We start from the raw sequence: 26,123 nt of genomic DNA, 5'->3' as shown, positions 1-26,123 counted from the left end.
GGGCGTGGCCGGCAGCACGGCCGGTACGTGAGCCCCGTACGCGCCTGAGCCCGTACGCCCCGAGAAGGAACCCTTCATGTCCCACCCCCTCACCGCCCCCGCAACCATGCGCGCCGTCTCCCAGGACCGGGCCGGAGGCCCCGACGTCCTGAAGGTCGTCGAGACGGACCGTCCTGAGCCGGGCCGCGGCGAGATCCTCGTCCGTGTGCACGCGGCGGGCGTGAACCCCGCCGACTGGAAGACCCGCGAGCGCGGCGCGTTCGCCTCGGGAGCGGTGCCGCCGTTCACCCTCGGCTTCGACGTGTCCGGAGTCGTCGAAGCCGTCGGCGCGGGGGTGACGATCTTCCGGCCCGGCGACGAGGTGTTCGGGATGCCGCGCTTCCCGCACCCGGCGGGCGCGTACGCCGAGTACGTCACCGCGCCGGCCCGCCACTTCGCCCCGCGCCCGCGCGGCCTCGACCACATCCGGGCCGGGGCCCTGCCGCTGGCCTCGCTCACCGCGTGGCAGGCCCTGGTCGACACTGCGTGCGTACGGCCCGGGCAGCGCGTCCTGATCCACGCCGCGGCAGGCGGCGTCGGCCACCTGGCCGTGCAGATCGCCAAGGCACGCGGCGCGTACGTCATCGCCACCGCCAGCGCGGCCAAGCACGACCTGCTGCGTACGCTCGGCGCCGACGAACTCGTCGACTACCGCGCCCAGGACGTCGCCGAGACCGTCCGCGACGTCGACGTCGTCCTCGACAGCATCGGCGGCCCCAACTGGGCACACTCCCTGCGCACCCTGCGCCGGGGAGGCACACTCGTCTCGATCCTCCCGTTGGACGACACCTTCCCCACCCGCCAGGCCGAGGAAGCCGGCGTACGAGCGGTCTTCATGCTCGTCGAGCCCGACCAGCAGGGGCTGCGCGAGATCAGCGCTCTGGTCGAGGAAGGCCGCCTGCGAGTGATCGTCGACACGGTCCTCCCGCTCGAACAGGCCGCTCAGGCCCACAGCTTGGGCGAAACCGGCCGCACCACCGGCAAGATCGTCCTGGCAGTTGCCCACCGCCCCGCGCCGGAGAACCTGTAAGGGGTGACTCTCTCTCCCCGCTCAGCCCTCCACCACTCCGGCGATCACCGAGGTCACGAGCGCGCGGACGGCTTCGGCGTCCGGCGGAGCGGCCTTGCGGTCGGCGAACAGCAGGTGGCCGGCTCCGATCAGCGTGGGGGCGAGCGTGTCGACGTCCGCGTCGGGCGCTACGCGGCCGAGTTCGCGCTCAGCCGTCAGGTACGAGGCGAGCATGGCCGTGGCTTCCGTCAGGACCGGGATGCCGGACGGGCTGGTGGGGCGCAGCCGGGCGCGGAGGTCGTCCCGGAAGGTGACGAGGGCGACGATCGCCACGGCGACCGAGCCGAACAGGTCCGTCAGCGCGCCGGCGAGGTTACCGGCGACGGTGCCGGTGCCGGCGGCGTCGCGCAGGGCGGTGCCCTGGTCGTCGATCCGGGCGATGCGGTCCAGGACGAGGTCGGCGAGGAAGGCGTCGAAGTCGGCGAAGTGCCGGTGGAGGACGCCCTTGGCGCAGCCCGCCTCGGTGGTGACCGCCCGGCTGGTCAGGGCGTTCGGTCCGTCCCGGAGCAGGATGCGCTCGGCGGCGTCGAACAGTTGCTCTCGCGCGTCGCGCATGGCCACGCCTGTCGGCATACCGCGATCCCTCTTTCCCTCGCCTGTACCGCTACCGCTTTTCCCTTGCCCGTCCCGCCGGTTGACGAGTGGGCGACCGCCCATTCATAGTGGGCGCATGCCCACTTTACCTCAGGAGCCCTCGCGCCCTTCCGAGCATGAGCCCCACCAGTATCGTCAGGCAGCGGAGTCGTTCGGCTCGGACGCCGAACGCTATGACCGGGCCCGGCCCCGCTATCCCGAAGCGCTGGTGGAGCGGATCGCCGCCGCCGGGCCCGGCGTTGACGCGCTCGATGCCCCGGAAACCCCTACTTCCTCTGCTTCCTCTGCTTCCTCTGCTTCCCCTGCCGTCCTCGACATCCTCGACGTCGGCTGCGGCACCGGCATCGTCGCCCGGCAGTTCCAGGCGGCCGGCTGCAAAGTGACCGGAGTCGAGCCCGACGCGCGGATGGCCGGCCTGGCGCGCCGGCTGGGGCTCGACGTCGTCGACGTGGCGACGTTCGAGGCCTGGGACCCGGCCGGGCGGCGATTCGACGCGGTCGTCGCCGGCCAGGCCTGGCACTGGATCGACCCGGTCGCAGGAGCGGCCAAGGCCGCGCAAGTACTGCGGCCCGGCGGCCGGCTGGCAGCGTTCTGGAACGTGCCCCGGCTTCCGCCCGAGGTGGCAGAAGCCTTCGCCACGGCCTACCAACGGGTGGCGCCCGACTCCCCGTTCGCCCTCCAGGCGACAGCGAAGGCCGCCCCGGACGGCTACCAGGCCCTGTCCGCCAAAGCCGCCGACGGCATCCGCGAAGCGGGTGGATTCGGCGCACCGGAGCAGTGGCGGTTCGACTGGGAGTGGTCCTACACGCGGGACGCGTGGCTGGACCAGATGCCCACCCAAGGCGCCCTCACCCGACTGCCCCCGGACAAACTGACAGAGGTGCTGGAACACGTCGGAGCCGCTATCGACGCGATGGGCGGCGGCTTCACGATGCCTTACGTGACGGTGGCGGTCACTGCGACGCGAGCCGAGCCGTAGCGGCTCGATCCGTAAGGCCTGCGGTGGTGGAGGTACCACGACCTCCGTCCGAGGAAATCAGGCAGCGCCTGAGCGACCCTACAAGTCCCTTGAGATTGAGGGCATTTACGCCTCTCCTTGACGGGATCCCGACGTACCCTCGGCGTCAGGAGTGCCGGGAAGTCCGGTCGGCGGTCGGTGGCGCGCGGGCTCTTCCGTGGGTTCCGGCTCTCGCCGCGAAAGGTCCCCGCCATGACCGCCTCCTCCGAGCCGGGTGCACCTGCCGCCGCCGTCACAGCAGCCCCCGTCAGCCGCCGCGGGCCGCGCCGCCCGGTCCTCTTCTTCGCCTTTTCCTTCGCCGTGATCGCCGATCCGGTGTCCTCCGTCGCGTACGCGATCGAAGCGGCGCTGCGTGCGCTGCACGGGGACCTCGCCCTGCTCCTGCCGACGATGGCCCTGGTGGTGGGCCTGATCGTGGTCGTCACCGCGAACTACTGGCAGCTGGTGCGCCGGTTCCCGCAGGGCGGCGGGGCTGCGGCCGCGGCCGGGCGGGCGTTCGGGCCGCGGTGGACGTTCGTGCCGATCGGGGCGCTGGTCGTGGACTTCGTGCTCACCATCGGGATCTCCATCGCCGCGGCCGCGAGCGCCGTCATCGCGCTCTTCCCCGGGCTGGCGGCGTTCCGCATCCCGCTCGCGCTGCTCCTGTTGCTCGTGGTGGCGGGGCTGACGTGGTTCGGGCACGGCGGCAGGCTGCTGTTCGCCGTCATGACGCTGCTCTTCGTCCTGGTCTCCGTCGCCGTGCTCGTGCTCGGTTTCGTCTCGCCGCACGCGGTCGGGGAGGCGCCGGCCGCCACCGATCCGGGCCGGTCGGCGGCCCTGGCGGTCGTCCTGGCGTTTCCCGTGGCGATGGCCCTGGCCACCGGTGTCGAAGCGCCCTCGACCGCGATCGCGCAGCTCGGCCAGCTCGACGACGCCCGGCGGCGGCGCTTCGGCCGGGGCACGCTGGCCCTGCTCCTGGTCATCGTCGGCGGGCTGACGCTGGCTCTGACGTTGCTGGCCGTACGTCTGCGCATCGGCATCCCCGGCCACGACTCGACCGAGATCGCCGAGATCGCCCGGGCCGCGGCCGGATCCGGCCGGCTGTACGGCGCGTTCCAGCTGACCAGTTCCCTGCTGCTCCTCGCGGCGGCCAGCTCGCCCTTCCAGGCCGGCCCGGGACTGTTCAAGGCGCTAGCGGGCACGGCGGAGCGGCCCGGCGTGCTGCCCGCGGCCTTCGGCCGCACCAACCGCCTCCACACGCCGTACTGGGCCGTTGTCGCGCATGCGGCCGCCGCCGGGGTGATCATCGTGGCTGCCGCCGGGAAGGAGCAGGAGCTCGTGCTGTTCTACGCGGTCGCCGTCTTCGTGAGCTTCCTCGTCGGCCTCCTGGCCATGGCCCGCTTCGCCCGCGCCGAACGCAAGGCCGCCCTCGCGTGGCTGAACGGTGCGGCCGCCGGCGCTGTCGCCTTCACCCTCGCGGTGAACCTCCTCCGCGGCTGGCCGACACTCTCCCTCACCGCCACGCTGCTCGTCGCCGGGGCGCTCTACGTCCTCTGGGTCCGGGCGGGCCGCCCCCTGGGGATCGACGACGCCGAGGCCCGCGCCGAGGCGGCTTGAGCGGTCCGAGGGCGACTCGGCCCTGCGACACTCCCGTCGCGCACCACACGGCGGAGTGGTTGCGTGAGTGGTCGTAGAACACCCACGCGCACGCGTCACTGCGGCAGATCTTCAGCCGCTCCCAGGTGCCATCCCGCTGAGCGTCGTGCACCCGGCTCAGCAGCATGCCGGTGATTCGCTCGGCCGACCTGCCGACCGGCTCGAAGCCGAGCCGACCGGCTCCGTCCGCCCTGAGGGCATAACGCAGTCCGGCCGCCACCTTCGCCACGCACTCGACCGCGCGCACCCTCGCTCCCGTATCGCTCCCCGTGTGCACCAGGTCACTCGCTTGCGCCGCACCGCTACTGAGCCCGATCGCCGGCGGCAACGGGGGCCTGGGCCGGACCCACGCCGGCTACCGCTTCCTCGTCACCAGTACCGCCGCCCTCGGCGCGCTCCTCGGCGGCCGGCTGGGCGGAAGGATCGGCCTGCGCGCCGGAGAGCGGACGATGAACAGGAGCACCCCGGGATACGCCGACGCTGATCGACCGCGGCGATAAGGGGGCCCTTCCCCCCAGGTCAGAACCCCTCTGCGGGGCCGGTTCACCACGCCGTCACCCGGCTCCGCGATTGACATGCAGGTAAATGCCTGCATGATGGAGAGGTGAGCAGCGATATGGACAAGGTCTTCAAGGCCTTGGCTGACCCGACCCGCAGGTACCTGCTCGACCGGCTGCACGAGAACAACGGCCAGTCCCTGGGTGAGCTGTGCGAGAGCCTGGCGATGTCACGCCAGTCCGCCACACAGCACCTGGGCCTTCTGGAGGCCGCGAACCTCGTCAGCACCGTCAGGCGGGGCCGGGAAAAACTCCACTACCTCAATCCCGTACCGCTCCACGAGATCCAGGAGCGGTGGATCGACAAGTTCGAGCGCCCGCGCCTCCGGGCACTGAGCGCGCTGAAGGAAAGGGCCGAGGCCGCCATGAGCACCAAACCCGACTTCGTCTACACCACCTACATCCACGCCACGCCCGAGAAGGTCTGGGAAGCCCTGACCGACGCCGAGGCGACCGCCGCCTACTGGGGCCACAGCAACGTCTCCGACTGGCAGGTCGGCTCCTCCTGGGAGCACGTCCGCATCGACGGTTCGGGCGTGGCGGACGTGGTCGGCACCGTGGTGGAGAGCGATCCGCCCAAGCGCCTCGTGACCACCTGGGCCGGCCCCGGCGAGGAGCGCCCCGACGGGCCCTCGAAGGTCACCTTCGACATCAAGGCCCTCGGCGACGTCGTCCGGCTCACCGTCACCCATGAGAACCTCCGCGACGAGGCCGAGAAGCGCCAGGCCGCCGGCGGCTGGTCGACCGTCCTGTCCAACCTCAAGACGTACCTGGAGACGGGCAGCCCCCTCCCCGTGGACCTGTGGGGCCGCCGCTGAGGCACGGATTGCGGTGCCCGGGGAGGGGGCCCGTCAGCGGCCGGTGCGGTGAGCGGGTCCCTGACCAGGCCCCTGACCAGGCCCCTTCGACCGGGGCTGGGGTTCGGGCAGCGCCCCGCCCTCCTCCTCCCAGTCGGCCAGACGCCTGGTCATCGCGTCCTCACGTGAAACGGAATCCGCGTGTCCGAGCCCGGGTGCCCGCTCACCGCGGGCAGCCTTCCTGGACTCGTCCTCACGTCGGCCACCGGTCATGCCTTGCCTCCTGCCCATCCGACACACGGGTACGTGCCCGCACGTGTCCATCAGAGCAGCGCTTTCCCGGCCCCACGACTCCGGTTACCGCAGATGGGTGCCGTGGTCGGCGCGCCGCCAGTCGGTCCGCCCGTCGGTCCGCCAGTCGGTCCGCCCGCCCCCGGTCGGCGCGCCGGAGAGCCGTCAGTCCCGGCAGGTGAGCCGTGCCGGCAGCTTGGCGCTGATCAGGTACGCGGTCTCGCGCTCCCGCGCGCAGGCGGAGTTGTAGTACGAGACGTGCCCGTTCACGTCGGTGACCAGAAGCCGGCTGCCGGCGATCTGGCCGACCAGGCGGCGGGCGCCCGGGAGCGGTGTCGCCGGGTCGTGGGTGTTGGCGGCGACGAGGATCGGCGGGGCTCCGCGGACGATGGTCGGCCGCCACGGGTTGGTCGCCTCGACGGGCCAGTCCGCGCAGGAAGCGGACATGATCCACGCCTCCGCGGCCGCGCCCGTGCGCGGGGCGGCCTTGCGGGCCTGACCCAGCCGGGCCGCGGCGTCGGCGTAGCCGGTGAACTGCGGCGGGAAGTCCAGGCAGGACACGACCGTGTACGGGCTGTCCGGATTGCCGACGTAGCCTCCGCCCTCGACGATGCCGGAGGCGTCGTTGCGGCGGTCCGCGGCGGCCAGCCGTTCGGCCAGCTCGACCCAGGCGTTCACGCCCATCGCATCCTCGAACAGGCGCATCCGCAGGAGCTGTTCGGGCAGGACCATACGGATCCAGTCACCGTTGACGGCTGCGACCTTCGTGCCGGGCGCGGGGATCGGGGTGCGGTCGGCGCGGGCCACGACCCGGTCGTACACCGCGCCCGCGTCCTCGCCGTGCAGTGCGCACGCGCTGTCCTTCGCACACCAGGCGACGAAGCGATTGAACTCGCCCTCCATCTCGGCGGCTTCCTCGCGCAGGAAGCGGGCCGGGCCCGTCGCGTGGTCGACGGGGCCGTCCAGCACCATGGCCCGGATCCGGTGCGGAAAGAGCTGGGCGTAGGTCGCGCCGAGGAAGGTGCCGTAGGACACGCCGTGGTAGTTGATGCGCTCCTCGCCGAGCGCCGCGCGGAAGGCGTCCATGTCGCGGGCGACGGAGACGGTGTCGACGTTGCGGACGAGGTCGCCGTGCCGGGCCAGGCAGCGCTCGCCGCGGGCCCGGCTGTTCCGCTTCATCTCCTCGTACTCGCGGGGGCTCTTGGGGAACACGACCTGGCCGGGGTCGAGGACCGGGCCGCAGTCCAGGGCCTGGCTGCCACCGGTCCCCCGGGGGTCGAGGCTGACGATGTCGAACCGATCCCGCAGCGGCCCCCGGAACAGCGTGTCGGCGGCGCCGTACTGGAGCATCGTCGCCCCCTGCCCGCCGGGGCCACCGGGGTTGAAGAAGAGCGCGCCGACGCGGCGGGCCCGGTCGCGCGCGGGAACCCGGGCGACCTTGACGTCGATCGTTCTCCCCGCCGGCTCCTTCCAGTCCAGCGGAACACGTACCGTGCCGCATTGAACGGGAGAGACGGGAGAGACGGGAGCGGGGGAACCCTCGCTGCACGGCTTCCAGTCCACGGGGGAGGCGGCGGCCGGTAAGGATGCGCTCGCCACCGCGGTCGGTGGGGCTGCAGGAGCCGCGTGAGCGGCGGGAGTGAGCGTGGCCGCCAGCAGCGCCAGGGCAGTGGCGCCCAGGGTCACGCCGTGTCGCACGGCACGCGGCGTACGCCGGTCTTGATGGGTCATGCGCCCATCCCAGCCCCGTTGCGATCAAGAGGGCAAGACCGGTTCCTCCCCGGACAGCCAATCCCGGCCACGCGCCCTTCTCCGCCTTCGCGCGAGGCGCCGAGCAAGAGCTATCCGTCGCCGAGGAGGGCGAAGGCGAAAGCGAGGCGGCGGTCGAGCCAGTCGGCTTTGATCGTGACCGACTGGCTGCCCTCGGAGGTCATGAGCCCGCGGGTGCCGGCCGCGACCCCGGGGCGCAGGATCACCCGCCGCATCCGCAGGCGATAGCGGGCTCTGCTTCGCCGGCGGCTCGGTTGTCGTCAGCGGCTGCCGGGGTGGCGGCGCAGCAGGCGTCGCCGTCACCGGTGCCCTGTACGGGGCTCTTGCCGAGGGTGGTGGCGTCGGCCTTGACGACGTAGACCTCCCAGGGCTCGCGGCCGGGGCCGTGGACCCAGACCTTGTCCTGGAGGGCGTAGCAGCAGGAGGTGTCGTTCTCCTCGTAGGTGGCCAGGCCGGATTCCTGTTCCACCGGCTGCTGCCGGAGATGACCGACCGTCTCGCCGGGATCCTCACCCGCCCCGCCGGGCAGCCCCTGCCCGAGCCGGCCGAAGCGCCGTCGTGACCGGCCCGAGCACCGCCCCCGTGGCGGCCCGGCTGTCCTTCTTCGACCGCTACCTCGCGGTGTGGATCCTGGCCTCGATGGGCGCCGGTCTCGGCCTGGGCCGCCTCGTCCCCGGGCTGGGGGACGCACTGGCGAAGGTCACCGTCACCGGCGTCCCGCTGCCGATCGCGCTCGGCCTGCTCGTGATGATGTACCCGGTGCCGGCCAAGGTCCGCTACGACCGCCTCGACACGGTCACCCGCGACCGCCGCCTCCTCGTCCCGTCACTGGTGATCAACTGGGTCGTAGGCCCGGCGGTGATGTTCGCCCTGGCCTGGCTGTTCCTGCCGGACCTGCCCGAGTACCGCACGGGCCTGATCATCGTGGGTCTCGCCCGGTGCATCGCCATGGTGATCATCTGGAACGACCCGGCCTGCGGCGACCGCGAGGCCGCCGCCGTCCTGGTCGCGCTCAACAGCGTCTTCCAGGTGATCGCGTTCTCCGCGCTCGGCTGGTTCTACCTCTCCGTCCTGCCCGGCCTGCTTCCTCGGCATCCCGCTCGACGCCGGCTGCCTCACCCGCCGCCTGGACTGGAAGCTCGACGACCCGGCCGGCCAGGGCGTCGACGCGGTCCGCCCGATCCGCGACGACATCGAACAGCGCGTCCGCAACCTGCTCACCGAACTCGGCGTCCGGGCCCGCGCATGACGTCGGGCCGGGGCGCCATGTCGCACTCCGGGACGCCGCCGCCTCCCGATCCTCCCCCGGGTCCCTTCTGCTACGCCTTGTCGTAGGCCGCCCACCGTTGCAGAGCGAACCCGTCGCCCTCCTTGCGGACTTCCATGGCGCCCGCTCCGGCGAGGTGTGCGGGGAAGACCAGTTCGCGTTCGGCTGCGGACCGTTCCAGGATGCGGCGGCGGCTGGCCGCTGCCTGGTCCTGGTCGAGGCAGAAGCAGCTGTTGCAGGAGGGGTGGAGGAGCTGCACCGGGCTGTGCAGCAGGTCGCCCACGAAGACGGCCCGGTCGGTCCCGGAGGTAAGGCGCAGGACGGACGAGCCCGGCGTGTGGCCGGGTGCGGGCTCCAGCGTGAGGTGGTCGTCGATGCGGTGGACGCCTTCCCACAGTACGGCCCGGCCGGCCCTGTGGATGGGCGCGATGCTGTCCTCGTAGAGGAGCCGGTCCTCCTCCCGCAGCCCGTTCCCGTATCCGTTGTCCGGGCCGTAGTGGAAGTCGTCGGCGGCCGGGATGAGGTATTCGGCATTGGGGAAGGTCGGTGTCCACTCCCCCTCAGCGCCTGCGCTCGTGGTGTTCCAGCCGACGTGATCGACGTGGAGATGGGTGTTGACGACGACGTCGACGTCCTCCGGGCGGATGCCGGCCTGCGCCAGCCGGCCGAGGAAGTCGCCCTGCCAGTGGTGGAAATGCGGGGAGTCGGGCCGCTCGCGGCCGTTGCCCACGCCGGTGTCGACGAGGACGGTGCGCCCGCCGCTGCGCAGCACCCAGCTCTGCAGCGCCGACACCGCCCTGTCGGTGTGCGGCTCCCAGTGGTCCGGCGCCAGCCAGTCCTCGTTGTTCCTCCACGTCTCGGTGGTGGTTCCGGGGACGAGGCCCCGGGCCGGCAGCAGCGGGCCCTGCCACTCCACCACCCGGATGACCTCGACGTCCCCGAGCATCAGCCTCTGAACACCCTGCACGTTTTCGCTCTGCGCATCCTCGCTCTTCATGTCCTCGACCCTAGGGACAGGGATCTGAGCCTCTCAATGATTGTTCTGCTCGTCCGGATACGCCGGCGTCTCAAGCCTGATGGCCCTCGGCGATACCCTGACAGCCATGGACGTGGTCAGCGACGCACTCTCCGCCGTACGCCTCGGGCGCCCCTTCTCCGACCGGGTACGGGCGAGCGGCAGCTGGTGCGTACGCATGCCGTCGTACGACGGGGCCGGGTTCCACGTCGTCCTGGAAGGCTCCTGCTGGCTGCTGGCCGACGGAGGCTCCCCGGTCCGCCTCGGCGCGGGTGACGCGGTGCTGCTCCCGCACGGTACCGGCCATGTGCTCGCCGATTTCACGCTCGACGCGGCGGCCGCGGAGAAGGCGGTGCCGTTCGAGCAGTGGCGCGACGAACCCGCAACGCAGGACGACACGGGCCGCAGCGACAGCGACGTGGAGATGCTGTGCGGCAAGTACCGGCTCGACCGCAGCCGCGTGCACCCGCTGATGGCGGAACTGCCGAAGGTCGTCCATCTGCCGAACCGCGTGGGCAGCCACCCCGAACTCCGCGCCGCCATCGCCCTGCTGGGCGGCGAGCTGGATGCACGGCGGGCCGGGGCGGACACGGCTCTGCCGAGCCTCCTCGACCTGCTCCTCGTCTACATGATCCGCTCCTGGATGGCCGAGAGTACGGCCGGAGCCTGGCCCGGCGCGCTGAGCGACGACGTGACGGCCGCCGCGCTGCGCGCACTGCATGCGGACCCGGCCGCGCCGTGGACCAACGAGCGCCTGGCCGCCGCCGCGGGCGTCTCCCGGCCCACGCTGGCCCGCCGGTTCACGGCCATCGTCGGCCGCCCGCCGATGGCGTACCTGACGTGGTGGCGCCTGACCCTCGCCGCCACCCTGCTCCGCGACACCCCGGACACGCTCACCACCGTCGCCCGCCGCGTCGGTTACGGCAGTCCGTACGCGCTCTCGCACGCCTTCAACAGGGAGTTCGGGACGACGCCGGGGCGGTATCGGGCCCAGGCGCAAGCCCAGGCGCAGGCGCAGGGGCAGGCACAGGCAGAGGGGCAGGGGCAGGGGCAGGGGCAGGCACGGCTACAAGGCAGTCACTGAACACGCCGGTCGCCACTGATGCTGTACACATCACCCGATCGCAGGCTGCTCGGAGTGATGCCCTCCTCGCGTTCGCCGATGACGGTGACGGACACCCGTGAATCGGGCTGCCAGTACGTGCGGTACTGCGGCGCCTGAACATGCGGGATCTCCAGGAGCGACGTTCCGCGTTCCCGCAGGAGCCTCTGCAGCTTTTCGAAGCGCAGTCTGCGGTCGAAGCGCCCGTACCGGGCCCGGATCGTCCCGTTGACGGCCTTGCTGTCCCCGCGCGCCAGTCGGTGCACCTGCAGGGTGAAGTGGTGGCCGGACCACGAACAGGCCGGGGACTCCCGGTCCCAGAAGAACTCCGCCATGCCGTAATCGCGGCACAGGTAGTGGTGGTCGAAGGAGTTCTCGGCGAAATCCGGTCCCAGGATCTCCGTAACCCGGTCAGGGGTGTCGGTCGGCTTCGCGCCGAGCACGGTTCCGGAGGTCACGACGTTCATGTAGAACGCCAGAGAATACGGGGTCAACTTTCCGTTCCCAGGTCGATTCGGCCGGCATCGTGCCGACGCAGGGCCGGCATCGTCCGGGCACCGTGCCACCCTCGCGGCGCTGCGGGCGGATGCTCCCCTCATGGTGCGGCATCTTCGCGAACCCGTTGCCCTGCTTATCCCCTGCCCTGCCGGACGACGGCTTCTAGACTCCCGGCCATGACCACGTCGATGACTGCAGGAGATTCGCTCGCCACCAGCCAACGATCCCTGGGGGACCCGGAGGTCCGCCACCCGCTGTGGCCGCCGCTGGTCGCGGGGTGCCCCACCACGAGCACCGACACGATCGCCCACCCGCTCGAAGTGGACTACGCCTACGACAAGGCGAGTTCGGCGCTGTTCACCGCTGCCGGCTCCGACACCGCCCCCGGGGCCGGCGCCGGTCACAACCGGTGGGCTCCACTGCTGCCCCCGCTGCTCGCGCCCGGCCTCGGGGAAGGCGGCACCCCGCTGATCGGCATCGGGGACGGCGTCTTCATCAAGGATGAATCCCGCAACCCCACATGGAGCCACAAGGACCGGCTCAACCGGGTCACCACCAGCGCCGCCGTCGGTGTCGGAGCGAGCGGCATCGTCGTCGCCTCCTCCGGAAATCACGGCGCGTCCGCCGCCGCGTACGCGGCGCGTGCCGGGCTGCGCTGCGTCGTGCTCGCGTCCGCGGACGTGCCGCCCGCGGTCGCCTCTTTCCTGAACGCCTACGGGGCGCTGGTCCTGCCCGTGCCCGCTGCCGACCGCTGGCCGCTGATGCGGCTGATCGTCGACCGCACGGGCCTGCACCCGGTCAGCAACCTCGCGGTGACGCACACCGGTCACCCCTTCGGCGCCGAGGGCTACAAGACCGTCGCGTACGAGATCTTCGCCGACCTCGGCGTCCCCTCGGCGGTGTTCGTGCCCACCGGCTACGGAGAACTGCTCTTCGGCGTCTGGAAGGGGTTCACGGAACTGCACCGGCTCGGCCTGGCGGAGAGCGTCCCGCGCATCCACGCCTGCGAGCCCGCCCTCGGCGGCCCGCTCCACGCCGCCCTGCGCCAAGGGGTCCCGGCCACCCGGGTCGACGTCGGCGACTCGGACGCGTACGGCATCGACTGCCCGGTCGGCAGCATCCGGGGCGTACTGGCCGTGCGCGGGAGCGGCGGCAGCTCGCTGCTGGTCAGCGACGAGCAGATGCGGGCCGCCCAGGCGGAGCTGGCCGGCCACGGCCTGTGGGCGGAGCTCTCGGCCGCCGCGGGGCTGGCCGGCCTGCGCAGTGCGGGGCAGGAGGTGGAGCGGGAAGGGCCGGTCGTCTGCATCTCCACGTCCAGCGGCTTCAAGGACCGCGGCGTGGGCGCGTCGCCGGAGCTCACCACTCCCGTCGATCCTTCCTGGGACGAGGTGTCCCGGCGGCTGCGCGCTGCAGGAATCCGCGACTGACGAGATGCGCCGGGAAGGCCGGGGCCCCTGCTCTGGGCGCTCGACGACGCCAGGGGCGGACGCAGGGGATTCCGCATGACGGACGAGCGTGCCGCCGCGCTCCGCCGGTGCTTCCGTACGCCACCGCGGATTCCGCTGCGAGCGGCCTCCCTGCCCGACGAGGGGGAAGGCTGGGAAAGGGCCCGGCAGGCGCGGCGACGCACGCCGACGGGTCGGCCGGCTCGGACGGGTCCGGTGGCTCCGACGGCGGGTGCGGCGGAGGCGGATGAGCAGGGCCCGCTGAGCGAGTCCGGCCGAAGGGGAGCCGGCTGAAACCGGCGGAGTACGCACGAACAAGTAGTGCAGGTCTATGGATGCACCGATGGCGTGCCGAGTGTCTGAATTGCACGCTGCGCACGTCGGCAAAAGGGATACGCGCGCGTCACTCCTGCCGGATGTGTAGGGCGGGGGAATCCGCGGGCAGCCATGACGGAGAGGAGGATGTGACATGGAGTGTCCGCGGCTGTACGACGTCACCGATCTACCGGCCCTGGAATTCGACCCCTTTCTCTGGGAATCCCTGAAAGACGCCCCGGTTTCCCGGATCCGGCTCCCGCACGGCGACGGGGACTGCTGGCTCGTGACCCGGCACGCCGACGTGCGGTTCGTCACCTCGGACCGGCGGTTCAGCCGGGACATCGTCGGGCGGTCCATCCCGAAGATGACCAAGCACTTCATCCCGCTCGACAGGGCCGTCAGCTTCGTGGACCCGCCCGATCACGCACGCGTGCGCGCGGTGGTGGCGCCCGCCTTCACCCAGCGCCGCATGGACCAGCTGCGCCCTCGCGCCCAGGCCGTACTCGACCGCCTGGTCGACGGGTTGCTCGACGCCGGTCCGCCCGCCGACGTCATCCGTCACGTCACCTCGCCGTTCCCCCTGGCGGTGATCAGCGACCTGCTCGGCGTCCCGGAGGCCGACCGCATCCGCGTGCGCGACTGGGCCCAGACCCTGCTGTCGAGGGCGTCGGACCACGCGGCGGCCGAGCGCGCCAGGCAGGTGCAGCAAGCGGCCAGGGCGTACTTCCGCGAACTGGCCGCCCTGCGCCGGGCCGAGCCCCGGGACGACCTGATGAGCGCGATGGTGGCCGCCGTCGACGAAGGCCGCATCGACGAGGAGGAACTCCTCGCGCTGGCCACCCTCATGGGGCTCAACGGCTGGCACGCGGTCCGCAACAACGCCTCCAACATGGTGTACACGCTGCTCACCGAGAAGGGGCTGATGGACAGGCTGCAGTCCGAGCCCGCGCTGGTGCCGCAGGCGGTGGAGGAGTTGCTGCGCTGGATCCCGCACAAGCACGGGGTGGGGCAGCCGCGGGTCGCCACCGAGGACGTCGAAGTGGGCGGCGTGCTGATCCGTCAGGGGGAGTTCGTCTACGTCTCCTACGTCGCGGCCAACTGGGACGAGCAGGTCTACCCCGATCCCGGTCGCATCGACGTGGACCGCCAAGGCCCGCCGCACGTGGCCTTCGGGCACGGACCGCACTTCTGTGTGGGTCCCATGCTGGCCCGCATGGAGTCGGAGCTGCTGCTGGCCACTCTGGCCCGCCGCCTGCCCACCATGCGGCTGGCCACGCCGCAGGCGGAGGTGCGGTGGCAGACCGAGGTGCTGATCCGGGGGCCGGTGGCCCTGCCGGTCACTTGGTGAGCGGGCGTTCCCGGAAACCCGCCATGTCCCAGAAGGCCCCAGCGTTCCGCGGAGGGCCCCCGAAGGCCCGGTGGGTCCCTGCAGCCACCGGGCCTTCGGGGCCCTCCAGCCCCTGCGGTCCCTGCAGCCCCTCCAGCCCGCCTGGATAGCATCGCTGCATGACACACGCATCATTGCGCCGTTCCATAGTGCCGGCAGCGGCCCTGACCCTGGCCCTCGCCGCGCTCCTGGGCCCGGCCGCCGCCGGTGCGGCCGCGGCCACGGCCGCTTCTCCCGCCGGGCAGGCCGCCGTTCGCCCCACCGCCTCGGACCGCGACGTGGTCGCCGGCCTGGAGCGGTACGCCCACCCGCTGCGCACCGCCGAGCCCGGCGGGCCGGCGGGCGACCTGGCCGCGTTCGCGTCGATGACGCGCGGTGCGTCCATCGTCGGCTTCGGCGAGGCCTCGCACGGCTCGAAGGAGGTGTTCACGGTGAAGGACCGGCTGTTCAGGCAGCTGGTCCGGCGCGAGGGCTTCTCCGCCTACGCCATGGAGATCAGCTGGTCGGCGGCCACGCGGCTGAACACGTACCTCCTCACGGGCAAGGGCGACGTCCGGCAGATCATGCGGGAGGAGTTCCAGGACGGGTACTCCCTGCTCAACACGGAGGAGCTCGCCCAGCTCTTCGACTGGATGCGGGAGTACAACCGCACCGGCTCGCACAAGATCCGGGTCGTGGGCATGGACTTCTCCGACGCCGACCCGGAGCAGTACGAGCGCATCCTCACCTGGGCGGAGGGCAACGAGCCCGCCCTCGCGCCCGAGCTCCGACGCCACTACGCCGCGCTGCGCGCCCTGCCCACCGGCGTGGCCGCGCGCATGGCGGCGTACAACGCGCTGCCGCTCGCGGAGCGGAAGGCGATCGCCAAGGACGCGGAGGCTGCCTACCAGCTGCTGTCCAAGGCCGGGAAGCAGGACCCCTGGGTGCTGCAGGAGGCCCGGATCCTCTCGCACATGGCCACGGAGTACACCGTGGACTGGAGCGACCCGGCCCAGGCGAAGGCCGCCAGCCGCCACCGCGACCGGACCATGGCGGAGACCGCCGTGTGGTGGCAGCGGCAGACCGGCGAACGGATCGTGGTCTCGGCCCACAACGGGCACGTCTCCTACGAGTCCGCGGTGCCCGAGTACTACCCGGTCACGATGGGCGCGGACCTGCGCGAGCTCGCGGGCCGCGACTACCTCGCCGTCGGGACCTCCTTCTACGGGGGCGACTACCGCGCCAAGACGGCGACGGGCGAGTCGGGGACGTACAGCGTCGGCCCGGCCGCGCCCGGCAGCAACGAGTACACCCTCGACCAGGTGCGCCACCGCGACTTCTACGTCGACCTGCGCGCGGCCGGCCGCAACCCGGCCGTCAAGAGCTGGCTGAACACCGAGCGCCCGACGTTCGTCGTCCCCGGCCGGTACCCCAACGACCCGACGCCGCCGCTCGCTCTCGGACGCGCCTTCGACATCGTGGTGCACCTGCACCACGTACAGGCGTCCGTGGCGGTGCCGCCGCAGCCGAAGTAGTCACCGGCCGCCATGGTTTCGCCTTCCTCCTTCCGTCACCCGGGCGGGTGACGGAAGGAAGATGTCCCCCGTCCGCCTCACTACCCTCGGGTCCGTTCCGAGGTCACGGTGCGGTGAGGGAGACGGCCGATGCAGTCGCAGCCCGATGAACCATCAGATTCACCCGGTTCACCCGGCCGGCACGAGAAACGTGCCGTGCTCGACCCCTGGCGGAGCCGCTACGCCGCCCGCACGGACGGAATGATCGCCTCCGAAGTACGGGCCCTGTTCGCCGTGGCGGCCCGCCCGGAGGTCGTCTCCCTGGCCGGCGGGATGCCGAACGTCGCGGCGCTGCCGCTGGAGACCGTCAGCGCCGTGATGGCCGACCTCGTCCTGCAGCAGGGGACGGTCGCCCTCCAGTACGGCTCCGCGCAGGGCGTCCGGTCGTTACGCGAGAGCATCTGCGACGTCATGGCCCTCGAAGGCATCACCGCCGCACCGGACGACGTGGTCGTCACCAGCGGCTCGCAGCAGGCCCTGGACCTGGTCGCCAGGATCTTCCTCGACCCGGGCGACACCGTGGTCACCGAGGCCCCCACCTACGTGACGGCGATCAACACCTTCGCCGCGTACCAGGCCCGTATCGCCCACGTCCCGATGGACGGCGACGGAGTCGTCCCCGAGGCCCTGGCCGACGCCTTCGCCCGCCTGCACGCCCAGGGGCGCGCCCCCAAACTCTTCTACACGGTGCCGACGTTCCAGAACCCCGCCGGAGTGACCCTCTCGGCCGCGCGGCGCCACCAGGTCCTCGAAGTCTGCCGCCGCGCCGGGGTGCTGATCCTGGAGGACAACCCGTACGGGCTGCTGCGCTACGACGGCGAGCCGGTGCGCGCCCTGCGTGCCGACGCGGCCCGCGGGCACGACGTGGTCTACCTCGGTTCGTTCTCCAAGACCTTCGCCGCGGGGCTGCGCGTCGGCTGGGCCCTCGCGCCCGCCGCCGTCCGGGACAAGCTGGTCCTGGCGGCCGAGTCCGCGATCCTGTCCCAGTCCCCGTTCACGCAGCTCGCCGTCGACCGCTACCTGCGCACCGAGCCCTGGCCGGACCAGATCAAGGTCTTCCGGGAGATGTACCGCGAGCGCCGCGACGCGATGCTCGACGCCCTCACCGCACACATGCCCCCGGGCGTGACCTGGACGACCCCGGCCGGAGGCTTCTTCGTCTGGGCCACCCTCCCCGACGGGCTGGACGCGAAGGCCATGCTGCCGCGGGCGACCGGCGCCCGTGTCGCCTACGTACCCGGTGCCGGCTTCTTCGCCGACGGCAGCGGCCGGACGAACATGCGCCTGTCGTTCTGCTACCCGCCGCCTGAACGCATCCGCGAAGGGGTCCGGCGGCTGGGCGACGTCATCGCCGGTGAGATCGCCCTCAGGGAGACGAGTGCGTCTCATGTCCCACGCGTCACCCCTGGATCGCTGCCGGCACAGAACCGACGAGTCCGCCGTCGATGACGAGGTCCTGGCCGGTGATGTACGCGGCGTCGTCCGAGGCGAGGAACGCCACGGCCGCCGCGACGTCGCCGGGATGGCCGAGGGAGCCCAGGGGCACCTCCGCGACGTTGCGCGCCTCGGCGTCGGGCGTGGGCGTCGCCTTCCGGTACATCTCGGTGTCGATGTAGCCCGGGCTGACGGAGTTGACCCGGATGCCGCGGGGGGCGAGATCCGCGCCCAGCGTACGGGCCAGGTTGTGGACGGCGGCCTTGCTGGCGGAGTAGACGGACGCCACGGACAGCCCGCGGTGCAGGGTCCAGGAGGCGTTGATGACGACGGCACCGCCGTCCCGCAGCAGCGGCAGCGCCTTGTGGACGGTGAAGAAGACGCCCTTGAAGTTGACGTCGACGACGTGGTCGAAGTCGGCCTCGGTGATCTCGGCGGCCGGCTTGAACACCCCGACGCCCGCGTTGGCGAACACCGCGTCGAGGTGGCCGCGCCAGGTCTCCGTGCGCCGCATGAGGTGGTCGAGGTCGGCCTGCGAGGCCACGTCCGCGCGGACGGCGAGGATGCGCTCCGGGGCGGCGCCGAGCCGTGCGACGGCGGCGTCGAGGCGCGTCCGGTCACGCCCGGTGATGACGACGTACGCGCCCTCGTCGAGGAGCCGCTGTGCGGTGGCGAAACCCATGCCGCTGGTGCCGCCGGTGATCAGGACCGTCTTGTTGGTGAATCGCTTCATGCCGACGATCTTCAAGTGGGGCGGCCCGGGTCGGAAGGGTCGGCTGAGCCTGGGTCCGACACCACCACCCTGAGGCCGCGTCAGGCAACCTGAAGCCGCATCAGGCGGTGCGCGGTGATGCCGGGAGCTCAGCCCGCGAGCACCTCCGGCGTGGACAGCAGGGCCTCCAGCCGTGAGCCGGTGTCCGTGTCCGGTGCGGGGGTGTACAGCAGCAGCCGGTGACCGGGCAGGTCGGACAGCGGCAGCGTGGTGTACTCGAAGGTCAGCTGCCCCGCCTCCGGGAGGTCGAGCACCTTGATGCCGTGGGCGGCGCTGCCGACGGGGTGCTCCGCCCAGATGCCGGCGAACGCGGGGCTCGCGGCGCACATGTCGGCGGCGAGCCGGCCGAACTCGGGATCGTCCGGGTAGCGGGCGGCGTCCGTCCTGAACTGGCCGACGATCGCCCGCGCCGCGTCCTCCCAGCGGTGCAGCGCCGTACGGTGGCGGGCGTTGGTGAAGAAGCTCACCAGACAGTTGTGGGCGCCCTCGTCGTAGCCGAACACCACGCGGGCGGCGCGGTTGACCACGACCAGGTTCCAGTGCCGGTCGATGACGTAGGCGGGCCTCGGCAGCCAGCCGTCGATCACGCGCCGGAGCCCGGAGGGGACCTCCCGGTCGGACGCGGGCGCCTGGGGCGGGTTGAGGCCGGCGAGCAGGTACAGGTGTTCCCGCTCGGCGGCGTCGAAGCGCAGTACGCGCGCGATGGCGTCCAGCACGTCGGCCGACACGTTGATCTCGCGCCCCTGCTCCAGCCACGTGTACCAGGACACCCCGACCCCGGCGAGCACCGCCACTTCCTCGCGGCGCAGGCCGGGGGTGCGGCGTCCGCCGCCGGGCGGCATTCCCACGTCCTCGGGAGTCAGGCGGGACCGGCGCGAGCGCAGGAATTCACGTATCTCGGCGCTGCGTCGCTGACGCGCCTCTGCGGGGAGCCGGGAGATGTCCATCCGGCGATCTTAGGCACCGTCACCGGCCGGGGCCCGGCCCGGGCGGAGGGGTCAGGAGATGTCGCAGGAGAGATCCCAGGAGAGGTCAGGTGAGGTCTATGACCGCCTTGCCGTGCAGGCGGCGTTCGAGGAGCAGGCCGACGGCGTCGGCGGCCGCGTTCCACGGGCCGCGCCAGGCGATCCGGGGTTCGAGTTCTCCGGAGGCGACGAGGTCGGCCAGGAAGGTCAGGTCGGGGCCGAGTCCCGTGCAGCGCAGCAGGAAGAAGCTGGTCAGCGAACGGTCGTGTCCGGTGGGGGCGCCGGAGAAGGCGGCGGGCGGGAAGGTGTCGGGGGCTTGTGCGGCGCGGCCCACCGAGACGAGGGTGCCGTGTTCGGCGAGGCGGGCGTAGCCCTCGACCAGGTGGCGTCCGCCGACCATGTCGATGACTCCGTGGACAGGTTCGGCGAGGGCTTCGGGGCCGGTCACGATCTCGTGCGCGCCGAGGGCGCGCAGGCTGTCGCCGTGCGTGCGGGGGTCGCCGGTGGAGGCGATGACGTGGGCTCCGCCGCGGCGGGCGAGCTGGACCGCGTACCGGCCGACTCCCCCGGTGGCGCCGGTGATCAGGACGCGCTTGCCGAGGATCGGCCCGAGTCGCCGCAGGGCGCGCAGGGCGCTGGCGCCGGCGACGGGGACGGTGCTGACGGCGCCGAGGTCGGTGCCGGCGGGGACGGTGCCGATGAGATCGGTGTCGACCGCGCGCAGCTCCGCCCAGGCGCCGTCGGGGGCGAGCGTGACCACGGGCGTGCCGGCGGCGGGCCCGGAGCCGTCGGCCGCGGCGCGTTCCACGACACCGGCGGCGTCCCAGCCGAGTACGGCTCCGGCGGGCGCCTCGGCCAGGGCGTGCTGGACCTCGCCGAAGTTGAGTGAGGTCGCGGCGACGCGGACGAGTGCCTGGTGCGGGGCGGGTTCGGGCTCCGGTGCCTCGCCCAGGCGCAGGCGGCCGGGGGCGGCGGGGTCGACGAGGAGTGCGCGCATGGAGGGTCAGGCCTTTCGGGATCGGCTTCGGGATCGACTGTGTGCCGAGAGATTGTGCCACTCAGTGGCATTAACCTACAGGTGGCATTAGCGCCCTCGCTACACTGGCCGTGATGGCAACCACCGGCGCACCTGGCACACCTGACACATCCGGCGCTCCCGACACACCTGCGGGCGCACCCGCGGCCGCGCCTGCGCCCGCAGAGCGCCTCCCGCTGCGCGAGCGCAAGAAGCTGCGCACCCGTCAGGCGCTGATCGACACCGCCCTGGAGCTGTTCACGGAACGGGGCTTCGACGGGGCGACGCTGGACGAACTGTGCGACGCGGTCGAGGTCTCCAAGCGCACGTTCTTCCGCAACTTCGCCAGCAAGGAAGACGTGGCGATGGCGCCGACCCAGGATCTGTGGGCGGCGTTCCTCGACGACCTGGAGACCCGCGAGCCGGGCACACCGGGCGCAGCGGGCGGTCCGGGCGGCCCGGGCGGCCCGGGCGGCCCGGGCGGCGAAACGGTCCTGGAGATGCTGCAGGCATCGGTGTTCGCGGCCCTGGAGCGGATGACCGACGAGGGATGGACGCGGCGCGTCCGCCTCAGCCGCCGCCTGGCCGCCGAGACGCCGTCCATGGACGCCCACGGCCTGCACTTCTGCGACCGCACGGCCCGCGCCGCGGCCGAGACCCTCCGGCACCGGCTCCGCGTCGAGGACCCCCGCGACGACCTGCGCCTGCGCCTGGCCCTCGACTTCCTCGTCGCCGCCTGTCACTACGCGATGGATACGTGGGTGTCCCTCCCGGGCGACCCGGGCCGCAACGCCTTCGCCGCCGAGCTCGGCACCGCCTTCGCCGCGATTCCGGGAGCCCTGACGCTCCAGGCGACGCCGGCGACTACCGCGCACTGACCGCACCACGGCCGAGCCGGACGGCTGACGGCTGACGGCTCGGCTGACGGCTGACGCACTGTCCACGCCGTCGGGCCCCGGGGCCGGGCAACGCCGGGTCGTCAACTGCCGGTATGAGAAGGCGCCGGGCCTCGTGAAGGCGCGCGGCGCCCGCCGGTCAGAACGGCACGCCGCTGTCCGAGTGGTAGCGGCCGCGCCCGTCGTTCTCCTCGCACCACTTCTCATAGCTGCGGCGCGCCGATTTCCTGCGGCCGCTCCTGCCGCCGCCCGCGAGGCCCCCGATGAGCAGGAAGGGCATGAACAGGATCGCGGCGATGGCGAAAGCGGTCATGAGAAGGCCGAAGATCACGGCGAGGATGAACTTCGCCGAGAAATATCCGCATACGGCGAGCCCGGCGATGACCACGATCTTCCATGCGACCGGAAGTTTCGCGAAGCGGGCCAGGAGCACGTCCTTCCGTGCCGCCAAGCGTGTTCTGACGCGGCGTTTCACAGCGATCCCCCGATCTCCGCCCGGCCCGGACTCATCAGCCGGGCCTGCGACCGGAAGTCTGGCAGCAACCGCCCGGGCATTGCGGGGAGTTCATTGACTCCGTCATCCGCAAACCCGTTCGGGTCGAGCGGCGGGCCACCGCCTGCCGTCAGGCGCGGGAGACGAGCTTGCGGAGGCCGTAGGCGGCCGCCCCCGTCGCCAGGACCGCGGCTCCGGCCGCCACCGACGTCACGGGCAGGGCGAACGCCAGGGCCGCGCAGCCGGTCAGGCCGATGACCGGGACCGGCCTCGGCGGGCGCCCCTCCTCCAAGGTGAGGGTCCACGCGGCGGCGTTGGCGACGGCGTAGTACGCCAGGACGGCGAAGGAGGAGAAGCCGATCGCGTCCCGTACGTCCACCGTCGCGGCGAGCACCGCGACGACCGCCCCGACGGCGAGTTCGGCGCGGTGCGGGACGCCGAAGCGGGGGTGGACGGCCGCCAGGGCGTGGGGCAGGTGGCGGTCGCGGGCCATGGCGAGGGTGGTGCGGGAGACGCCCAGGATCAGGGCGAGCAGGGAGCCGAGGGCGGCGACGGCCGCGCCGGCGCGCACGACGGGCACGAGGGCGGGCGCTCCGGACAGGCGCACGGCCTCCGCCAGCGGTGCGGTGGCCTCGGCGAGCCGGCCGGGGCCGAGGACGGACAGCGCCGCGGCGGTGACGGCCGCGTACACCACGAGGGTGATGCCCAGGGCGAGCGGGATCGCGCGGGGGATGGTGCGGGCGGGTTCGCGGACCTCCTCGCCGAGGGTCGCGATGCGGGCGTACCCGGCGAACGCGAAGAACAGCAGCCCGGCCGCCTGCAGCATCCCGCCCGCGCCGGCGTCCGCGCCGATGTGCAGGCGGCCGGCTTCCGCCGTTCCGCCGGTCAGGCAGGCGGTGACCACTGCCGCCAGGACCGCCAGGACGACGGCGACGATCGCCCGGGTCAGCCGGGCGGACTTCTGCACTCCGGCGTAATTCACCGCCGTCAGCGCCACCACGGCCGCCACCGCGACCGCATGGGCCTGACCCGGCCACGCGTACGTCCCGACCGTCAGGGCCATGGCCGCGCAGGAAGCGGTCTTGCCCACGACGAAGCCCCAGCCGGCCAGGTAGCCCCAGAAGTCGCCGAGGCGCTCGCGGCCGTAGACGTATGTTCCGCCCGAGGCCGGGTAGCGGGCGGCCAGCCGCGCCGAGGAGGTGGCGTTGCAGTACGCCACCAGCGCGGCCAGGGCCAGAGCGGGCAGCAGGGCGGATCCGGCGGCGCCGGCTGCCGGCCCGGGCGCGGCGAAGATCCCCGCCCCGAGCATGGACCCCAGGCCGATGACCACCGCGTCGAAGACGCCCAGCCGCCGCTTCAACCCGCCTGCGTCGGCCGGATCCGGAGCCGCATTCATCGTCCGCCCTTCCCCGGAGCCCCGGCGGGCCCCATGCGCCATGGGTACCGAATACCGGCGCACGCTACCGGAGCGGGACGTCCGGCCGGAGCTCACCACCGGGGTCCCCTTTCCCCCATCGGGGTGGTTTCGGGCCGGTCGCGGCGCCGCTGCCCGTGTTCCTGCGATTGCCTCTCGCACACCGCAGCAGACACCACAGCAGGCATCGCAGCAGACATCGCAGCAGAGCTTCAGGGGGCGCCATGGCAGACGGGACGGTTCTGTTCGCAGTACGGGAGAACTCCGGGGACGGGGGCGCCGGGGCCGATCAACTGCGCCGCATCCAGAAGGAGTTGGAGGCGTCCGGTTACGAAGTGCGCTGGGCCTCCACGAGCGACGGCGCCCGGGCGGTGCTGCGCACCGAGGCCGGACTGGCCGCCGCCGTCGTCGACTGGGGTCTTCCCGGAGCCGGCGAGGAGGACGGCAAGGACGGTGGCGCGGGAGACGGCGAGCCGGGCGGCGCCGGCGTGCTGCGCCAAGTGGGCCGCCGCTTCCAGAACCTGCCGGTCTTCCTGATCACCGCCGGCGAGGACCTCGACCACCTGCCCCTGTGGGTGGCGGAGACCGTCGTCGGCTACATCTGGCCGCTGGAGGACACCGCGCCCTTCATCGCCGGACGGATCGCACGGGCCGCCCGCGGCTACCAGGAGGAGCTGCTGCCGCCGTTCTTCAAGGCGCTGCGCGCGTTCGACGACACGCACGAGTACTCCTGGCACACCCCGGCCCACTCCGGCGGCGTCGCCTTCCTCAAGTCCCCCGTCGGCCGGGCCTTCTACGACCACTTCGGGGAACGGCTGCTGCGCAGCGACCTGTCGATCTCGGTCGAGGAGCTCGGTTCGCTCTTCGAGCACACCGGCCCGGTCGGCGCGGCGGAGCGCAATGCCGCCCGGATCTTCGGCGCCGACCGCACCTACTTCGTCCTGCACGGCGACTCGACATGCGACCGCATGGTCGGGCACTTCAGCGTCACGCGCGACGAGATCGCGCTGGTGGACCGCAACTGCCACAAGTCTGTCCTGCACGGCCTGGTCCTGTCGGGCGCGCGGCCGGTCTACCTGGTGCCCACGCGCAACGGGTACGGGCTGGCGGGGCCGCTGCCGCCCGCCGAGGTCCGGGCACAGTCGGTCGCCGCCCGGATCGCCCGCAACCCGCTGACCCCGGGGGCGGTCTCCCCCGACGCCCAGTACGCGGTGCTCACCAACTCCACCTACGACGGCCTGTGTTACGACGCGCTGCAGGTCGCCCGGGCCCTCGCGCCGAGCACGCCCCGGCTCCACTTCGACGAGGCCTGGTTCGCCTACGCCCGGTTCCACCCCCTCTACGCGGGGCGCTACGGCATGGCGGTGGGCCCCGACACCTTCCCCGAGCCCGAGCGGCCCACCGTCTTCTCCACCCAGTCCACGCACAAGCTCCTGGCCGCGATTTCGCAGTCCGCGATGGTGCACGTCAAGCCCGCGCCGCGGGCGCCGGTGGAGCACGAGCGGTTCAACGAGGCGTTCATGATGCACGGCACCACCTCGCCGCTGTATCCGATGATCGCCTCCCTGGACGTGGCCGCCGCGATGATGGACGGGCCGCAGGGCCGCTGGCTGATCGACGAGGCGGTGGCCGAGGCCGTCCGCTTCCGCCAGACGGTCGTCCGCATCGGCCGGCGCATCGCGGCCGCGGGCGACCGGCCCGGCTGGTTCTTCGGCGTCTGGCAGCCCGCTACGGTGACCGACCCCGCCACCGGCGAGCAGGTGCCCTTCGCCGACGCCCCCGCCGAGCTGCTGCGCAGCGAGCCGTCCTGCTGGCAGCTGGAGCCCGGCGCCGACTGGCACGGCTTCCCCGGCCTGACCGAGGGCTACTGCCTCCTCGACCCCGTCAAGGTCACCCTCACCTGCCCGGGCATCGACGCCTCGGGGCGGATGTCCGACTGGGGCGTCCCGGCCCGCGTCCTCACCGCCTACCTGGCCACCAGGAGCATCGTGGTGGAGAAGACCGACAGCTACACCACGCTCATCCTGTTCTCCATGGGGATCACCAAGGGCAAGTGGGGCACGCTCATGGACGCCCTGATGGACTTCAAGACGCTCTACGACGAGGACGCGCCGCTGGAACGCGTCCTGCCGGAGCTGGTCGAGGCGCACCCGCAGCGCTACACCGGAGGGACCCTGCGCGGCCTGTGCCAGGAGATGCACGACCACCTGCGCGAGACCGACCTGGTCGAGCTGCTCGACACCGCCTTCCAGGACCTGCCCGAGCCCGTCACCCCGCCCCAGCACTGCTACCAGCGCCTCATCCGCGGCGGCACCGAGCGGGTACGGCTGGCCGAGGCGGCGGGCCGGGTGGCCGCCGCCATGGTGACCGTCACCCCGCCCGGCATCCCCGTCCTCATGCCCGGCGAGAGCACCGGCGCGCAGGACGGCCCGCTGCTGCGCTACCTCCAGGCCCTGGAATCCTTCGACCGGCGCTTCCCCGGCTTCCACAGCGAGGCCCACGGCGTCACGCTCGACCCGGACAGCGGCGACTACCTCATCGAATGCGTACGCCGCATCCCGGCCCAGCAGGCCGGGCAGACGGCGGCTGCGTCCGTGCGGGCCGACGACGCGTGAACGGCCTCACGTCGGTCGTGGTCTCGATGATGTGACGGGCCCCGCCCGAGGCCACAGCCATCGGGAGGCGGTGCTTCATCGCCTCCCCCACGGCCAGGAGGGCCGCAGGGCGGCGGCCATGAGCGCGTCCCGGGCCGCGTTCCCGGGAGAGCTTGTGTTGGCGT

At 72.5% G+C, this 26,123-nt stretch carries 22 protein-coding genes and 4 pseudogenes; 14 read left to right on the top strand and 12 right to left on the bottom strand.

Going from position 1 to position 26,123, the window contains the following annotated elements; genetic code table 11:
* Positions 1-76: 76 nt before the first annotated feature.
* The gene (locus NQU55_RS17915; RefSeq protein WP_168092041.1) at positions 77-1,069 is read left to right on the top strand and encodes an NADP-dependent oxidoreductase; all 993 of its coding nucleotides are present in this window, start codon (positions 77-79) and stop codon (positions 1,067-1,069) included.
* A gap of 21 nt (positions 1,070-1,090) precedes the next feature.
* Here the strand turns inward: NQU55_RS17915 and NQU55_RS17910 are convergent, their stop codons facing one another.
* Positions 1,091-1,681 carry a TetR/AcrR family transcriptional regulator gene (locus tag NQU55_RS17910; RefSeq protein WP_168092040.1) on the bottom strand — a complete coding sequence of 197 codons (591 nt, stop codon included), beginning with the start codon at positions 1,679-1,681 and terminating at the stop codon, positions 1,091-1,093.
* A 97-nt stretch (positions 1,682-1,778) separates the two neighbouring features.
* Here NQU55_RS17910 and NQU55_RS17905 point away from each other — a divergent pair, with 97 nt between their 5' ends.
* Together NQU55_RS17905 and NQU55_RS17900 are read left to right on the top strand one after the other, a co-directional pair.
* Entirely contained in the window at positions 1,779-2,681 is a 903-nt protein-coding gene (locus tag NQU55_RS17905; RefSeq protein WP_168092039.1) for a class I SAM-dependent methyltransferase, read from the top strand.
* A gap of 231 nt (positions 2,682-2,912) precedes the next feature.
* Positions 2,913-4,316: an amino acid permease gene (locus tag NQU55_RS17900; RefSeq protein WP_168092038.1), complete on the top strand. Its 1,404-nt coding sequence runs from the start codon at positions 2,913-2,915 to the stop codon at positions 4,314-4,316.
* Here the strand turns inward: NQU55_RS17900 and NQU55_RS37125 are convergent.
* Complete coding sequence (locus NQU55_RS37125; protein WP_168092049.1) at positions 4,213-4,482, bottom strand: CGNR zinc finger domain-containing protein; 270 nt, start codon at positions 4,480-4,482, stop codon at positions 4,213-4,215. The two genes, NQU55_RS17900 and NQU55_RS37125, sit on opposite strands and share 104 nt — an antisense overlap.
* Positions 4,483-4,971: 489 nt before the next feature.
* On the opposite strand from NQU55_RS37125, the gene NQU55_RS17895 reads away from it, so the two are divergent.
* Positions 4,972-5,730, top strand: a complete 759-nt coding sequence (locus NQU55_RS17895; RefSeq protein WP_168092048.1) for an ArsR/SmtB family transcription factor — start codon at positions 4,972-4,974, stop codon at positions 5,728-5,730.
* Between the two features lie 435 nt (positions 5,731-6,165).
* Here NQU55_RS17895 and NQU55_RS17890 read toward each other — a convergent pair whose 3' ends face one another.
* The 3 genes and pseudogenes from NQU55_RS17890 to NQU55_RS17880 all read right to left on the bottom strand — a co-directional run.
* Positions 6,166-7,698, bottom strand: coding sequence for an alpha/beta hydrolase (locus tag NQU55_RS17890; RefSeq protein WP_168092037.1), 1,533 nt, complete (start codon positions 7,696-7,698; stop codon positions 6,166-6,168).
* Between the two features lie 143 nt (positions 7,699-7,841).
* A complete protein-coding gene (locus tag NQU55_RS17885; protein ID WP_168092029.1) occupies positions 7,842-7,985 on the bottom strand; it encodes a hypothetical protein in 144 nt (47 codons plus the stop codon).
* A pseudogene (locus NQU55_RS17880) lies at positions 7,973-8,233 on the bottom strand (glyoxalase/bleomycin resistance/dioxygenase family protein); the annotation flags it as partial. The pseudogene NQU55_RS17880 and the gene NQU55_RS17885, both read right to left, overlap by 13 nt.
* A 6-nt stretch (positions 8,234-8,239) precedes the next feature.
* Here NQU55_RS17880 and NQU55_RS17875 point away from each other — a divergent pair.
* The 3 pseudogenes from NQU55_RS17875 to NQU55_RS17865 form a co-directional block, all read left to right on the top strand.
* Positions 8,240-8,332, top strand: a pseudogene (locus NQU55_RS17875) (transcriptional regulator); the annotation flags it as partial.
* Positions 8,329-8,908 (top strand): annotated as a pseudogene (locus tag NQU55_RS17870) (arsenic resistance protein); the annotation flags it as partial. The pseudogenes NQU55_RS17875 and NQU55_RS17870, both read left to right, overlap by 4 nt.
* A pseudogene (locus NQU55_RS17865) lies at positions 8,891-9,019 on the top strand (phosphotyrosine protein phosphatase); the annotation flags it as partial. The pseudogenes NQU55_RS17870 and NQU55_RS17865, both read left to right, overlap by 18 nt.
* 70 nt (positions 9,020-9,089) lie before the next feature.
* On the opposite strand, the gene NQU55_RS17860 reads toward NQU55_RS17865, so the two are convergent.
* Positions 9,090-10,034, bottom strand: a complete 945-nt coding sequence (locus NQU55_RS17860; protein ID WP_168095439.1) for an MBL fold metallo-hydrolase — start codon at positions 10,032-10,034, stop codon at positions 9,090-9,092.
* A 106-nt stretch (positions 10,035-10,140) separates the two neighbouring features.
* Between NQU55_RS17860 and NQU55_RS17855 the strand changes: the two genes are divergently transcribed.
* On the top strand, positions 10,141-11,136 hold the full coding sequence (locus NQU55_RS17855; RefSeq protein ID WP_168095440.1) for an AraC family transcriptional regulator: 996 nt from the start codon (positions 10,141-10,143) through the stop codon (positions 11,134-11,136).
* Here the strand turns inward: NQU55_RS17855 and NQU55_RS17850 are convergent.
* Positions 11,130-11,648, bottom strand: coding sequence for a hypothetical protein (locus NQU55_RS17850; RefSeq protein ID WP_168095441.1), 519 nt, complete (start codon positions 11,646-11,648; stop codon positions 11,130-11,132). The genes NQU55_RS17855 and NQU55_RS17850 overlap by 7 nt on opposite strands.
* A gap of 180 nt (positions 11,649-11,828) precedes the next feature.
* Here NQU55_RS17850 and NQU55_RS17845 point away from each other — a divergent pair, with 180 nt between their 5' ends.
* From NQU55_RS17845 to NQU55_RS17830, 4 genes are all read left to right on the top strand, one after another.
* Entirely contained in the window at positions 11,829-13,079 is a 1,251-nt protein-coding gene (locus NQU55_RS17845) for a threonine synthase (protein WP_168095442.1), read from the top strand.
* 487 nt (positions 13,080-13,566) lie between these two features.
* Positions 13,567-14,763: a cytochrome P450 gene (locus tag NQU55_RS17840; protein ID WP_256790835.1), complete on the top strand. Its 1,197-nt coding sequence runs from the start codon at positions 13,567-13,569 to the stop codon at positions 14,761-14,763.
* Between the two features lie 158 nt (positions 14,764-14,921).
* A complete protein-coding gene (locus tag NQU55_RS17835) occupies positions 14,922-16,316 on the top strand; it encodes an erythromycin esterase family protein (RefSeq protein ID WP_168095775.1) in 1,395 nt (464 codons plus the stop codon).
* Between the two features lie 195 nt (positions 16,317-16,511).
* On the top strand, positions 16,512-17,804 hold the full coding sequence (locus NQU55_RS17830) for an aminotransferase-like domain-containing protein (RefSeq protein ID WP_256790834.1): 1,293 nt from the start codon (positions 16,512-16,514) through the stop codon (positions 17,802-17,804).
* On the opposite strand, the gene NQU55_RS17825 is transcribed toward NQU55_RS17830, so the two are convergent.
* From NQU55_RS17825 to NQU55_RS17815, 3 genes are all read right to left on the bottom strand, one after another.
* On the bottom strand, positions 17,755-18,522 hold the full coding sequence (locus tag NQU55_RS17825; protein WP_168095774.1) for an SDR family NAD(P)-dependent oxidoreductase: 768 nt from the start codon (positions 18,520-18,522) through the stop codon (positions 17,755-17,757). The genes NQU55_RS17830 and NQU55_RS17825 overlap by 50 nt on opposite strands.
* A 128-nt stretch (positions 18,523-18,650) precedes the next feature.
* Positions 18,651-19,508, bottom strand: coding sequence for a helix-turn-helix transcriptional regulator (locus NQU55_RS17820; protein WP_168095773.1), 858 nt, complete (start codon positions 19,506-19,508; stop codon positions 18,651-18,653).
* Positions 19,509-19,593: 85 nt separating this feature from the next.
* The gene (locus tag NQU55_RS17815; protein ID WP_256790833.1) at positions 19,594-20,523 is read right to left on the bottom strand and encodes a zinc-binding dehydrogenase; all 930 of its coding nucleotides are present in this window, start codon (positions 20,521-20,523) and stop codon (positions 19,594-19,596) included.
* A gap of 113 nt (positions 20,524-20,636) precedes the next feature.
* Here NQU55_RS17815 and NQU55_RS17810 point away from each other — a divergent pair, with 113 nt between their 5' ends.
* A complete protein-coding gene (locus tag NQU55_RS17810) occupies positions 20,637-21,419 on the top strand; it encodes a TetR/AcrR family transcriptional regulator (protein ID WP_168096401.1) in 783 nt (260 codons plus the stop codon).
* A gap of 157 nt (positions 21,420-21,576) precedes the next feature.
* Here the strand turns inward: NQU55_RS17810 and NQU55_RS17805 are convergent, their stop codons facing one another.
* Both NQU55_RS17805 and NQU55_RS17800 read right to left on the bottom strand, forming a co-directional pair.
* On the bottom strand, positions 21,577-21,888 hold the full coding sequence (locus NQU55_RS17805) for a hypothetical protein (protein ID WP_256790832.1): 312 nt from the start codon (positions 21,886-21,888) through the stop codon (positions 21,577-21,579).
* A 172-nt stretch (positions 21,889-22,060) separates the two neighbouring features.
* Positions 22,061-23,326, bottom strand: a complete 1,266-nt coding sequence (locus NQU55_RS17800; RefSeq protein WP_168096399.1) for an APC family permease — start codon at positions 23,324-23,326, stop codon at positions 22,061-22,063.
* Positions 23,327-23,568: 242 nt separating this feature from the next.
* On the opposite strand from NQU55_RS17800, the gene NQU55_RS17795 reads away from it, so the two are divergent.
* Positions 23,569-25,959 (top strand): Orn/Lys/Arg family decarboxylase, encoded by a 2,391-nt coding sequence (locus tag NQU55_RS17795; protein WP_256790831.1) that lies wholly within the window; start codon positions 23,569-23,571, stop codon positions 25,957-25,959.
* Positions 25,960-26,123: the final 164 nt, after the last annotated feature.

It is taken from the genome of Streptomyces telluris, assembly GCF_024519335.1.
GTDB classification, from domain to species: domain Bacteria; phylum Actinomycetota; class Actinomycetes; order Streptomycetales; family Streptomycetaceae; genus Streptomyces; species Streptomyces telluris.
Note: the sequence above shows the minus strand (reverse complement) of the source record. Positions and strands in the feature narration are given on the sequence as shown.